Annotated in this window: 9 protein-coding genes and 2 pseudogenes; 5 read left to right on the top strand and 6 right to left on the bottom strand. The window is 35.5% G+C overall.

What is annotated here, in order from left to right; genetic code table 11:
* The first annotated feature begins 103 nt into the window (after positions 1-103).
* Positions 104-649, top strand: a complete 546-nt coding sequence (locus tag ACFIKD_RS06940; RefSeq protein ID WP_375647581.1) for a hypothetical protein — start codon at positions 104-106, stop codon at positions 647-649.
* 34 nt (positions 650-683) lie between these two features.
* Here the strand turns inward: ACFIKD_RS06940 and ACFIKD_RS06935 are convergent, their stop codons facing one another.
* Positions 684-1,472 (bottom strand): ATP12 family chaperone protein, encoded by a 789-nt coding sequence (locus ACFIKD_RS06935; RefSeq protein ID WP_375635872.1) that lies wholly within the window; start codon positions 1,470-1,472, stop codon positions 684-686.
* Between the two features lie 912 nt (positions 1,473-2,384).
* Between ACFIKD_RS06935 and ACFIKD_RS06930 the strand changes: the two genes are divergently transcribed.
* The 4 genes from ACFIKD_RS06930 to ACFIKD_RS06915 are packed head-to-tail and all read left to right on the top strand — an operon-like array spanning position 2,385 to position 6,096.
* Positions 2,385-2,696, top strand: coding sequence for a prephenate dehydratase domain-containing protein (locus ACFIKD_RS06930; protein ID WP_375644746.1), 312 nt, complete (start codon positions 2,385-2,387; stop codon positions 2,694-2,696).
* Positions 2,683-3,888, top strand: coding sequence for a DUF6421 family protein (locus tag ACFIKD_RS06925; protein WP_375647580.1), 1,206 nt, complete (start codon positions 2,683-2,685; stop codon positions 3,886-3,888). Before ACFIKD_RS06930 ends, ACFIKD_RS06925 begins: the two co-directional genes overlap by 14 nt.
* On the top strand, positions 3,885-4,811 hold the full coding sequence (locus ACFIKD_RS06920) for a DMT family transporter (RefSeq protein WP_375635869.1): 927 nt from the start codon (positions 3,885-3,887) through the stop codon (positions 4,809-4,811). The genes ACFIKD_RS06925 and ACFIKD_RS06920 overlap by 4 nt, the downstream gene beginning before the upstream one ends.
* 19 nt (positions 4,812-4,830) lie before the next feature.
* Positions 4,831-6,096 carry an acetyl-CoA carboxylase biotin carboxylase subunit family protein gene (locus tag ACFIKD_RS06915; RefSeq protein WP_375647578.1) on the top strand — a complete coding sequence of 422 codons (1,266 nt, stop codon included), beginning with the start codon at positions 4,831-4,833 and terminating at the stop codon, positions 6,094-6,096.
* A gap of 970 nt (positions 6,097-7,066) precedes the next feature.
* Here ACFIKD_RS06915 and ACFIKD_RS06910 read toward each other — a convergent pair.
* The 5 genes and pseudogenes from ACFIKD_RS06910 to ACFIKD_RS06890 form a co-directional block, all read right to left on the bottom strand.
* A complete protein-coding gene (locus ACFIKD_RS06910; protein WP_375644749.1) occupies positions 7,067-9,820 on the bottom strand; it encodes an autotransporter outer membrane beta-barrel domain-containing protein in 2,754 nt (917 codons plus the stop codon).
* 1,319 nt (positions 9,821-11,139) lie between these two features.
* Positions 11,140-11,541, bottom strand: a complete 402-nt coding sequence (locus ACFIKD_RS06905) for a hypothetical protein (protein ID WP_015856534.1) — start codon at positions 11,539-11,541, stop codon at positions 11,140-11,142.
* 366 nt (positions 11,542-11,907) lie between these two features.
* A pseudogene (locus tag ACFIKD_RS06900) lies at positions 11,908-12,276 on the bottom strand (hypothetical protein).
* A 152-nt stretch (positions 12,277-12,428) separates the two neighbouring features.
* On the bottom strand, positions 12,429-12,752 hold the full coding sequence (locus ACFIKD_RS06895) for a hypothetical protein (protein WP_375635866.1): 324 nt from the start codon (positions 12,750-12,752) through the stop codon (positions 12,429-12,431).
* A 19-nt stretch (positions 12,753-12,771) separates the two neighbouring features.
* Positions 12,772-13,717: pseudogene (locus ACFIKD_RS06890) on the bottom strand (hemagglutinin repeat-containing protein); the annotation flags it as partial.
* Positions 13,718-14,319: the final 602 nt, after the last annotated feature.

Raw genomic sequence — 14,319 nt, 5'->3', positions numbered from 1 at the left:
TTTGTGGATATTCTTCTCATGCAAAAGCGCAAGAGGCTTTTTGCTCATCTGCTTTTCCTTTATAATGTGTTGAATCTCTTCAAATGAATTAACAAGGTTTCTAATGCCGCGAATTTGTTTTCTCGTTCCCCTTCTTTTATGCATTGTCTTTATCACATCAACAACTCAAGCATATACAATAACCAATCAAAAACTCACTGCCCTTGAAAAAGCGACATCCGCTTATAGTAAAGCACTTAAAAATGCCGATGCAAATGCCATCTTAAATGCTATTCCTCCCCAAATCATCAACCGTTTAACCGCCAAAAAAAATCTTAGTCAATCACAATTTCGACAAATCATGAAAAGCCAAATAGAACGGTTGGCAGAAAGTTACAAGATTGAAACGATCAACATTGACCAAAAACAAAAACGTGAAGGTACACTTGATAATGGCACCCCTTATTTTGTTATACCCATGGAACTTGTAACCACAACAAATGCTGGAAAAAAGTGCTCTATTCACACTGAAATTATTGCCCTACTTCACGATAACCAATGGTATTTTATCCGCGGTAATGACGAAACGCTCTTAAACATAACCAATGAACTATTTCCTGGACTTGAAAAAGTAAAAATCAATCCTCAAAAAGTCACAAAAATACTCTGAGCGAAAAGAATGCACGTAAATAAAAGATTTACCCCTATAAGCAAGTTGTAACAATTGTAGCCGCAGCCTTAAATTCAACTTTTTTATGAGCACGACGCACCATTGTTTCTTTATCTATTCCCCATTGTTCCATCATCCAATCTTCATCTAAATGAGCAATAGACCAAGCATGATCAGCATCAATATTTCCCGCAGCAACAGCAAGAGCAATGAGAGCAGATCCCGTTAAGGTTGTCATCATATGAAGTGCAGCAAGCATATAAGGAGACTCAACGCTACGTAAATAATAACTCACAGCTTGAAGTGCTTCTGGTGATTGTTCCACATGCATCAGCCCTTCTGTCAAATAAAACCTTGAACCCAGTTTTTTTTCTGCCCAATCTAATAAAGGATCCCATTGTTCAGATTGTTTTTGCACCAGCTCTTTAGGTGTCTGTGCACGATAAAAGATCATATCACACGCAACGAAACGCAATAAATCTTCAAAAACAACCTGCATATCATCAGCAATACCATCAATAACAGTGTTAACCAAACGCGTCATCGGCATTTTTACAGGATCAACAACGTGCTTTTGGCTCTCAAATTCTTGAGCAACGTATTCAGCAAACACTTCTGTTGGCACATGAAAACGACGCCTTGCAGGCGTTTTAACGGGACGTTCATCTAATAAGATAGTAAAACTCCCTTCCTCACAAGCAATCTTCACTTGTCTATAAAATCGTTTTGGGTGCGGCTGACATGAAAGATTTTGAATCTTTTGAACAGAACTCTTTTTATTCTTATTCAATGGCATATCAAAATGATCCAAAATCTCACGCATATTTGTTTACCTCTGATCTTTTCAAGAAAACGAATGTTTTATATACTTTAATAAAATTTAATCCGACCTTCCCATGCCTCAAAGAAGGAAAAAGACCTTGCCAATCCCAATCTGATTTAAGAGTTATATTTCATGTTTCTTTTACAAACAAGACAATGATAATATCTTTTCATATATTCAATACAGTCATGACTATAGAATAATTTTTAAAATATTATCTTAATTAAAAAGCTGAATATACTGAATTTGATGGTGAAGGTAATCATGCTTTACCATTTTGCTTATTATCCACCTACAATAATGTTATCGATACGGACAGCTTCAAAAACAATTTTTGCAAAATATTAAAACAAAAAAGTTCATCATCAAAAAAATGATAGAGCAGTACGGTTTACGTGTCATTCACCTTCGCTTAACCATTCCAATAATTCTCTAACATATCCAATAAATACCCTGCATAGAATTTTTCCTGCTCAATTACTATCCTAAACGACGATGTTTTATGGCATAATAGGATAATGATAAGGCTAAATTATATCACAATTTTCTTTCACATATACATATATTTTGTAAATCACTAAATTATTTAACTTATTTTTATTGATATACTTCACATATTGCACTATTTTAAATCTATTATTATAATTCTAAAGTATAGAAGTCATAAAATCCAAAAATAATACTTTTATCTATACACTTGGCCCTACAGATACTATCTGTGCAGCTGCAGCACAGTGGTGGCTTGACAATCACAATAAAAATATTTCTTCCGCTGATTTAGAATCACGTATTATCTTATACGCAACTCTTAAAAGAGCCTTTAATGAACTTGCTCAGAAAAAGGATGGATATCTCTTAAGCTGTACTGCTTACCCTGATTTGCATACACTCATATTTACCCGTTTAAGTAATATGCAATTATTTGACAGCTTTATCATGCCTACTCACTCTATGGTTTTAGCTAAACGCAATAACATTGATGAAATTAAAACCGTAGCGACTCATCCTGCCCCGCAATCTCTGGTAGCTCATCAATATGACAAAGTATTTGCCAACAGCAATGCTGATGCAGCCGTTCTTTGTAAGGCTGAAAAAGCCGATGCTTGTATCACAACATCGGTTGCGGCAAATCGCTATAGGCTGAGTATTGTCGAAAATTTTGGACAAGTGCCAATGGCCTTTTTGCTCCACTCACTAAAGTCAACTAATCATGAAAAAATCTGAAGCGCTTCTTTCCATTGTTAACTTGGTTGACAAATTCCGTATGCGCCAAGAACGAGATGGGAGCATTAAGGAACCAACTTCGGTAGATAGTAATATGATCAATGAATTGATTACTCTGCTGAACCACCATGCCAATATTCTTGACGGATTATCTCCAAAACTTTTAGCGACCATTTCTGATGATCTTCATCAGTGGATGATCAGCGGTTTAACGACCCCTCCTAAATTTGATAACACTTTGGCTGCTTTCAAAGCCCCATTACCAGATGCTCCCTTGTTTTTCTTGGCTCCAATGCGTGCAACAAATGGACCTGATCCAGAAGGATTCCGGCTGGAATTAGTTACAGGATATCGTCATGAAACGGACTATCTTGCTGACGCCTCAAAATATACAAATAATTATGTATCACCATTTCAATGTATAAAAATGGGAATAGCGTCAAGAGGTTTTTTAGAAGGCAATTGCATTGTTCTATTCCCAGAATCTGTAGCGACTGCTAAGAAAATTGATAAGCAAGCATTTGCTTTGTTTTTTTTCAGTAAATTCTTTGATATTTACAACAAGCAAACAACTGTGGAAGCTGAACGTTTACTCGGTCGAGATAGTAAATTTCTGTTCGGTCAATTGCATAGTCGTAACTTATCTAAAGAAGACATTTACGATGCTCGCTGTTTGTGGGGCTATTACCATGACTATGCACATCATACTGGACCGCGGCCATTAGATAAAAATCTGTATATAAAATTAAATTGGTTCACAGGTCTTCTAGAAGAAACTAAAGTTGATTTAATTACAGTGCGTATTATGCTACAAAATCATCCAAAATTTTGGAAAGAAATAACTGAATTTATCCTATTAGAACGCATATTACGTTATCCAAAAGATTCTGATCAGCATATGACATTCGATGCTGGTACAGGGATCTTGCTTTTTGAAATGTTAACGCGGAACAAAGCATTGATTGAAACAAATCAAGGTTATCTTCAATTTGATTTGGAGCGTCTTGAAAAAGTAATAATATTGATGATAGCAGATATAGAAGCACTTGAAACATTAGATGATGACGCTTATTTGGCAGGAGCTAAGGATTATATCCAAAATAATCTTGGTAAGCCGCAAACTTCACAGTCACGATTTAATTTTTCAACATCATATTATGCACAGCGAGTGATTAGGGGATTAAATCATTGAGTTTTATAAAAGGACGGTTACTATTATTTACTTTTGCCATTCTAGCATTGTTTTCCATAAGTTGGTTATTATCTAAGAATTTGGTTAGCAATATACCCGTCATGCATGCGGTTGGACTTAGGTTGTTTGCCACCGCTGCCACCTTATGGCTGATTGCAGTATTTCGTGAGAAAGCTGTTTTCAGATCCCTACCATTGCTTTCCATGATACCTTCTTTTTTAATTCTATCAGTGTTAGGATTCTCGTTATATTTTGTATGCAGCTTTGGTGCATTAAAATCGCTCAAAGCCAGTGATTTAACTATGGCTCTCGCTACTATTCCAGGTATTACCTACATATTGGGTGCACTGACGAATAGCCTTACGTTCTCATGGTTAAAACTTATCGGTATGATAATTGTCAGTGTAGCAGCTATAGCATTTAATATAAACAGTGCAGAGGGTGGATATTACAGCCTAATAGGAATAGCTCTTGCCTTAACAGCAGCACTTTCTTACTCTGCTTATGGCTTATTGTCTAAACGTTATCTTGAAAATCTACCTTTGCTCACCTCACTGGCTTGGATCACGACAATTTCTGCAGCATCATTTATGCCATTATTTATTTTTGATCCTGCCCCACTCTTATATCTTAAGTTAGAAGACATACTTAGGATATTGATTTTAGGAGCTTTTTTATCATCACTAGGTTACGTATTGTACCAAAAAGTTTTAGCCGAAAGAGACGTATTATACACCAATACTATCGGCGTATTAGCTCCTTTTGCAGTCGTAGCATGTGAACGGATAATCGGTTCGAGCACTTCTCTAAGTGCTCTCAAAATAATTGCTATGATTGTAGTTGTTATAGGGATAATACTCTTAATTTATAGACGCGTCAAAAGTATCTGGATAGCAACTAAAACACCGTTCCAAAAATTCTAAATTATAAGGAAAAAATAAAATGAAAAAACTGGCGTTAGTATGTCAGCGTAATACAAAAATACCCTTTATATTTGAAGCTGCAAAAGCAGCTAACATCGAATTAATAATGATTTATGATATTGCTGAAAGTGCACCTATTCAGCTACCAGCGGCAGTAACCTCAACTTGGCAACTTCCTGTTTTTGATAATCCAGAGTTAGCCCTAGACGCTTTTGCAGCCGGAGTGAAAGAACGCAATATTGGTGGAGTTATGACCCTTTTCGAAAAAGCCATCCTATGGACAGCTTTAGCTGCAAAAAAAATCAATACTCCCAGTATTGAGCCAGAAGTAGCGGCATTAACCCGAAACAAATATCTAATGCGTCAAGCTTTTGCTAAAGCAGGGCTGAGAACACCAAGATTTTTTTATATAGATAATCCAGAAGATCTATCACAAGCTCATACTTTAGGCTGGCCGCTAGTCATTAAACCCGTTTCTGGAGCCGGTAGTATAGGCGTAATGTTAGCTAAAAATTCTGAAGAATTTCCTGATCTCATCAAAGCGGTATGGAATGTTCAGCATAAAGATATGGCACGTTTCAACGATAACAATAAATCTTTAGGTTTAGTAGTAGAACAGTATTTACCAGGAAAAGAATTTGTTGTGGAATGCTTTGTCGATGCAGCAGGTGTGCATATTCTAGCTATTGGAGACAAGGGACAGCCTGAAGGACCATGGTTCGAAGAAACAATTTATCGTCAACGCTATGATATAGATGATCCTTTAATTATTGCTTTATGTGAGGCTGCATGCTCTGGAGTTAAAGCTCTTGGTATAAACATGGGAGCTGCCCATGTAGAGCTACGCTTAGATGCTAATAACTTACCTTATGTAATTGAGATCGGCGCTCGTATAGGTGGGTCAGGTGTTTCCCATTTTATTGTGGAGCAAGGTACAGGGATTTCATTTGCAAAACTATGTATGAATGCCGCTTTAGCTGAACAAAACTTAGACCTTCCCGATATACTCCCAGCTGAAAAAGTGGCGGCAAATTACATTATTCCTCTTCGTGGTCATGGAAGGTTTTCCGGATTTTCAGGTCTAGATAAGGTTGCACAGCATCCACTAACTGCTAGAACTATCATTTTCTTTGAAACCGATCATATTTCACCACCTCCACCAGCATTCGGTGGATATCCTGGTTTTATTTTCTCTGTTCATGACTCAAACGAAGAAGCACGCAATTACCACAAATGGCTCGATGACACCTTAAGCATCATATGGAAACACCATGTTTATCAATAGTCCGATAAAGATATTTCTACTGACGCTCAACTTTGATATAAATCTTATCGATACAAATGAAGTCACAATGCGAATGCGATTGCCTAAAACTTTGCAAACATTTTCCCATTAAAGATGCATATTTCAAAAACCAAGAATTGAGGAAGATATGACCTACTTTTACACCCCATTTTAATAAAAGCTCTTCAATATTTCTATATTTGAAACAATAATGAAAACTTATAAACGACTTTTTTGATACGACCAATTTCTTCTCCCCATATCTCAAAGAAGAAAAGAAAGATCTTACCGCCTCCACTCTAATTTAAAAGTTATATTTCATATCTATTTCACAAATAAGACATGATCTTGTTCATATATTCAATACAGTCATTAGAACATTTTTTTTAAGGATTTATCCTTATAAGAACTAAAGATGTTGCATTTGATTTTAAAAGTATTCACGCTTTACCACTTTTCTCATTATCCACCTACAATAATGCGATTGATACAAACAGCTTCAAAAACGCTTTTTACAAAATTTTAAAGCAGAAAAATGTGCATCATCCACGAAACGATAGAGCTCTATATTTTACATATCCCCTCCTCTGCTTAACAGCAAAAGCTCTTAATCAGCAACCAATATCTCCCTGCCTTTCATGATTGATATCAGCTACCTCAAATGACAGTACTTTACAGCATGATAGGATAATAATAATAATATTTTAAGAAGCTGATGACGAATACATCTCCAATATTTATAGCCCAAATAACACAAATAGATTTACAGTCTCATTGTAAATTTTTTTGAAGCATTTAAGCACCCCTATCAACCAGATAAAAAACAAATCAACGTGATCCTTTTATACTTATTAAAACACATGATGCCATTATTAAAAGAAGTGACTAAAATTCTGCACCATCAATGATTTTAATCCCGACAATAAAACAAAACTTTAAAAATCACATTTATTATTTTTAAAACGATTTATTAAAAATGATAGCGCAAACCACCAGAAAAATGAACTCCAGAAAAACCAGCCTTGGTTAACCTATGCTGATAGCTAAGATCACTGTGAAGTGTAACTTTAGAAGAAAACTGCGCATTAATACCCAAACCTGTTTCTAAAGAAGAACCAAAAGAACCCAACTGGAAAACATCTTTAAAATGAACAAATTGTTTTTTACCAAAACGATTAGAAAGATGAATATTACCATAAAAACAAATGGTACGATCCTTTTCAGATGCTGAAAATGTTTTATTTAAACGCCCCCCAATACGCACCAACCATTGACCTATTTTTTTCATCTCAACATCAAATCCATCAATATCACGAAACTTATCAAATTGAAGATGTTGATAAATAAGCTGGAGTTGCGGATCAAAAATAAGATCTTCATATCCTGTCATAAACACTTTACCAGCAGAAAACGAAACGTTCAAAGGATTTGCTTTTAATGTCGCCGTTTTACCCCAAGCATGGGTAAGCACATCCCCTTTAAACAAACCATAAGATAAAAGACCATCTACATAAAAACCAGTGTTGTGTTTCACACTACCGTATGTCGTAAATGACCATTTATTAAACGTACTCTTTTGGCTTTGTTCCACGTTACGAGGTTGTAAGGAAAGCTTTCCATAGGTTCCCATAATCCCAAAAGATGTCGTACTATATGCGCTCTCTATTGTTTTGAGCAAAATGTCTGTTTTTATAGCGTTATAATCAACATTACCATCGTACCCATATTTAAGTGTAGAAAGATCTGAGACATAACGATAACTCCCACCATAACCGTGGACAGATAAAGCAAAATTCCCTTCAACTTTTAATAATTTGCGAGGAATAGACTGCGTAACTTGCAATTCCTTTTGTTGATTACTGATATCCATGAGTCCAATATGAAACAAAGCATTTGGTAACAAAAGATAGGTTGGAACTTGTGGAACAACCTCTCTGACCTTTAACTCAGAATGAGGGATAACAGACACTCCCAAAGAAGGCTGAATATACTTACTTTCAAGGCGAAAATCCCAAAAATCTCCATTTCCTTCAACCAATCTTTGAGAAATTTGTGCATTTCCAAGCGTAGAATTTGGACCATAAGCATGAAGATAATATTGATAAGGCAACCCCTCTAATGCAATATAAGCACGATTTAACTGAAAAGAATCTTCTGCCGCTTTTCCAGAAACCTGAATAAGTGAAATACTATGAGCATTTTCACCGGTTGCTATCTCCCCCTGATTTCCTGCAACAAATTGCACATAAACTGTCGTTTTTCCAGAAACATCGCCATGTATCAAAAGCCGATCAGTCTTTTTATTATCGAGCAAACCCTCACTACTGAAATGTGTATTGAGATAAATATCTGCCCTATCTTGCGCACTATAAACTTCTTTTTCTCCCTTCCCAATATGAAGTGTCTGATACTCCTGAAACATTGGAGTCTCAAAAGCAATAAAACTATCAGAAATTTTTACAAATGAAATAAATGAATTTGTGCGGTTTGCAACTTGCGAATCTATCTCTCTTCTTTTTGTCAAAAACCATTTTGATCCCCCTGTCAAATAAAGCTCAGCAATAGAATTATCGGCAACACGAGTCCCTCCTATCAATGAAGAAGAATCAGCCAAAATCGCTACAGCCCCCCCCTTTTCAACTGTTAATAATAAGTCACCAAAAATTTTTGTACCTTCTGTTACTCCAATATAACTACGACTGTTATTACTATGAACAGCTGTCCCATCTGGAACCTCAAAAATCGTCCTTTTCAAAAAGACAAACCCCTGTTCATACGCATTATTTTCCCCATCCCTCTCAAAATACATACCATGTTTGTTACCTATTGCTTTAATTGTTGAATCTTCAATATTAACCCGCGAAATTAAAATATTTCCTTCCCTGCCATTATTGGACAGTGTATTAGAATCTTGTCCAACTGTTAAAACATGAACATCCGTAGAAATAATATTAGTATTTTTTAAATAAACAGAGCCCTGATGTTTTACATTGAAAACTGTATGTGCAATCTTTTTATTTGTATTTTCATTGTCTTCTGTTTTTTGATATTTTGAAGTAATGGTAACACCATCTAAAGTCGCACTCCCCCCTCTCCCCACATAAAGCGCAGCAGCATCATTCACATCAATAAATCCGCTTTTCATCTGAATACCCGCATCAGCCCTAACGAAAAGAGCACTCTCTTGACCGATACCCAAACCTTCCACTTTAATTTTTGTATTCGTTAACGTAACAGATGCTCCTCGCTTCTCTGCATAAGCTGCAATCTGAGAAGCCTCAATTGTTCCACGATTAACCTCAATCATTCCACTATCAGCTTTAAGACCTATTGACACATTTTTAAAAGCTGAATCACTCAAAACAATTCTTCCCCCTTGTGATACAGAAACACCATAAATATCTTCTATACCCGCAGTAGCTTCAACCTCTACACGCATTGCCTGAATAACTGTATTTGGCTCCTGCACTACTATAGCAGCAGGCAACATGAGAGAACTACCCTCCCCATTCTTTTCTTTAACAGGTACCGTGAACTTATATACTTTATCACTAATTGTATGCTTTACACCATCACTGCATTTATAAGGCAATTTGTTTTCGTCACATAACAGTGATACAAATGCATGAGAATGCGCCTCAATATTTATATTTAATAAAAAAGAAAAAATAGCTGCTGTAAAAACACACAAATACAAGTGATTGTTAGATACCTTGGTTATCATTGTTTTTCAAAACTTTCTTTTTTTCAACAAAACAAAAAATGCTGGCAAAAAATAAAACCACGAATTAAGCACAATAAGAATAAAACAAACAAAATTATTTTATTTTTTTCTGATAAATTATAGCGTTTCATAATATGTTTTGTATTTTATGTAAAGAAAGAACAAAAAGTTTAAAAATACCATTTAGGATGACAATCTTTTTAAAGAGTACATCCCAAGAACCACTGAGAACTGCAATACGAAATGCAAAAAAACTAATCTCAAAAAAACGCGAAAAAATGCAAATTTTTAAGAGATATAATATTCAATTTATCTCACCACCGAAAAATAAAAATATAACAAAATGAGAATAATTTTTAAGATCTAAACAATCAAAACGTTTTAATAAAAACACGACATAATGAGATATAGTATATGAAAGCTATAACAGCATCATTTTTTCAACTACAACAAAAAAATAAAAAATCGCACACTAATTTATAACCTAATGTACACAATTTCTGTATTAAAAATGCTAGTATCTAACAAAAAAATTATCATAAAATAAAAAGATCTTTTGATAAAATCTAAAATACAGTAAAACACTCACCATCTTAAAATTAAAAAACACCAAAATAAAATTTCATCAAAATAAGTTTTATGAAAGCTATCTGCTTATTATCGTTAAAGCAGATATTTTAGCAAAGCTATTATTTGCCATTATTTATATTGAATAAATTTTTCTAAACAAAAACTCTCTATCCTCCGTTATCATCATCTGACAACAACACTATTGCTAATCTCGTAGCTGATGAATATAACTATATTGAAGACAAAAGAGCCGTATTTCTCTCTTCTCCCGTTTAATATTTTTATTCAATTATTGCTTTAAAATGAATCACTTCGCGGCGTTGATGAAAAATAGATTCCCTTTGAATCTTGTAATTTGTACCGATAACCTGCTTTAGTCATGCATTCATAAATTGCTACAAACTGACTTGCACACGAATCCATATTTTCAGGAAAAGCGTAGATCGGCTGCCTGCCACATTTGAACAGTACTTGTGAGATCGTAGATTTATTGACATTGGACTTTTCTCATAATGCCAAGATCGATTGGGGGAGATTTGCTAACACATCCAGCAGCGCTTAATAAAATTATAACACTCAATAATTTCAATATTTTTCATTTCCCCTCCTTCAATATTTACGATAGAAAGGCTGAAAAGCTTGCTAGTATTTTTTCGCATGCAATATGGCTAGTACATTAAAAAAGCAACCTCGCCCCCCCCATGCGAGAAAAAGAACACGAGAATTATTGATTACAGAAACATCAACACCTAAGGTTGACATTCAGGTTGTTCTTTATGCTCTTTACAATGAGGACTATTCAAACGCCTCTCTACACTTCGCTGAGGAATAACTGCATCAGGCTGACAAATTGGAAGATGTTCATATTTCTCACACCACTTCACCCTTCCCAATTTATCTCGGAAACCTGCTTGGATCATACATGCATTCTCTGCCTCCTCAGCATTGAATTTCTCATCCATACTTGTTTCTGTATCAAGACGACCATCAAAATGCTGCACTCCGCATTCCAACAGAGCTTTTTTGATCTCAAGCTGATCTGCGCCGGGCTTTTCCCATGCATCTACGGCTGTTCGAGAAGGCTGCTCTTCGTAACATCCAGCCATAACAAATAAAGTTATCCCGCTTAATAATTTTAAAATATGCTTCATTTTCCTATCCTTGAGTAATTTTGATATTACGAAACAATCTATAAATTATTTTACATGCTGTTTTTTTATTTCCAAAACAATGATGGATATTATCAACCTTTATTATTTTTACCTTTCCGAAGATTATACCATTATTGTTATATCAAAAATACGGTAAAATTATTACTAAAATCATATTCTATCAACAGCATACCTATAATTATTATCAATATTTTGATTACAACAAAAATAGATATTTTTATATTATTGCGCCTACAGTTGTAGTACCCATAAATAAATAGCATTGAAATGGTGAATTAAGTCCCCCCCCCCCGCACAGGCATGAGAAACATGAAGGTAGTGATTGTTGATCATCACCAGCAAAAATTAAGGCTGGCATTCAGGTGCGGTTTTATATTTTTTACAAAACGAGCTGTTCAAACGCTTCTTGACACTTCGTTGCGGGATAACAGCACTAGGACGACAAATGGGGAGGTTTTCATCTTTATTAAGTATAACACCAATATAGTCCTCCCCATTTGTAGTGGAATTTTGCTTGGATCATGCAAGCATCAATGGAAGCCTCTGCATTGAGGCTTAACTTTTTATTTTCTGGAAAGACATCATACGAGGTTGGCATGCCACATTCTAACAGTGCTTTTCCTACCTCAGTAAAGTCTGCTCCAAGCTTCTCCCAAGCACTCAAAACTCCTAGTGGGGCTTGTAGATGTTATATCCAGCGACCTTTAACAGAATGAGACCACTTAATAATTTTAAGTTTTATTTCATTTTTTTCTCCATAAATAACCTAAACCTAAATTATCTAAAATCGAATAAATTGGCATAATATGAAGCGTTCCATACTACCTTGCACACGTATAAGGCGCATGACTATAACAATTCTAGGATCATAGCCCGCCTAGCGCTCTCCCCTCCTTTCGCATGGGAATTGCTGGTGGAAATAATACATAAGGGAACTCCGAGGGTACCTTATAAAAAGTAGGTGGATTGTGACCAAATCCTATACCAATGGGGTTAAGTAAATGATTTTGTAGGTAGACATGATCTTTTTCGCCATCATTTACGACATATAATGGATTCGCTATCGGTAGAGCCTTATCAGCTGTTCCAAAAAGATAGATATCTGTTTTCTTTGCTATATTGTGAATGCCACGCTTTTTAAAGTCACGCAATCCTTTACCTACTGTTATGGCACCTGGAGCTATGTGCACGAACAATCGCTGCTCTATTGCCATTTAGTCCGCCAATCAAACCATTGCCGATTTTGTGTTTCACATCCCCATGAGCAAAACGTTTTGCTACATCTCTTGTATCTTTTATGGTACCAAGAATGCCCACATTGACAGATCCTGTCACACCAGCAAAGGACTTTTCAGGCATCTCTTGTGTCTTAGAGATATCATAGTTTTCCGAAAGCGTGATATTATTGCCAGCATCGACGTTGACATCACACTCTGCCGAAACATTTGTCGGCTTTCATGTTTACATCATGATCAGCAGTAATCCGCACATCTCCGCGCACTTTGAAATAGGATTGAACGGAGGTATTTTCCTATTGATCGCCATTGTCTTTCACACTCGTAACCCCAAACACCAATAGAAGCACCGTTGCTCTTTTCAAACTGAAAGCCAAAGCCTGTGCGCTCTTCCTGTGTACTCGAACTATGATTATTGTGACCCACAAACACATTGACATCATGCGCTGCCGAAAGGTTAATACCCTCCCCTGCAAGATCAGAGTCTACTACGCTCACATCTTTTTTCTTGAGCGTAATGTTGATATTACAGTTAACATTGAGAGAAGAGCCTTGATGTTCAAAACTCTCTTTATTTTTTGTCTTTGTTTCGCTCCCGTATATCGAAACAAAATTTTTGCCTGAACCCACATCAAAACCTGTTGCATGCGTCTGTAAATGGCTGCTATGATGGTCTATCATGCCAACAATCGTCACACTTTCTCCCATTACATTGATATCTTGACCGGAAATCAGATGAGAAACAATAATCATAGCATCTCCGTGTAAATCCGTATCAATTTTGCCCGTTGCCTCAAGGATAGAGGAAATCGTTGTGATATGCGTTTCAGAGCTATTGGAAGATTTCTCGTGTAAAAAGCCACTTTCCGATGATTTTTTTGCTGATCGTAGTGTTCTTGAGCACCTTTTATAATAATATTGAATAATTTTGCACCACAATACAGTTGCGGAGTGCATTTTGTCCTTCTCCACTTGTGATAAAAATTACTCCCGTATCAATTTTATAAAAAATAAGTTTGATCCTTGCTCTTTTGCTCGCAATAACAACAAGAATCGTAAAACTATCACACGTTCATTGTTCTCTTTAATTTACTCTTCTATGAAATTTTATTGTGATACCTTGCTGCTCTTTATTGAAGTTTTTGCAAACACAATGATACAATGCCTCCAATGACTTTATTATCCACTATTTTCTACCAACGCCAATCCTCTTTGAGAAAAAAATAATAGAAATAAAAAACTTCTCCCCTTTACCCCATAACAACCAAAATATCCTTTTAAAGGACACAGAAGACTCCAACCCTTTTTTTCAAGAGAATACATCAAGAACTTTATCTTCGCTTCTAAAAGCAATAGTAGTTCCTTAAACAACAAAATTTAAACAACCAATTTTTTAAAGAGCTTATAAAACAATAAAAATAATTCTTACAATAACTTATCTTGTAAAACAGAAATCCATTAATGCGTTTGAAAAAAGATATCTGCCTATAATCTTGTCTCTAGTAAAATCCATTTGCGTTGT

This window comes from Bartonella sp. CR84HXZ (assembly GCF_042194535.1).
Lineage (GTDB): Bacteria > Pseudomonadota > Alphaproteobacteria > Rhizobiales > Rhizobiaceae > Bartonella > Bartonella grahamii.
This window is presented reverse-complemented; position numbering and strand designations above follow the sequence as displayed.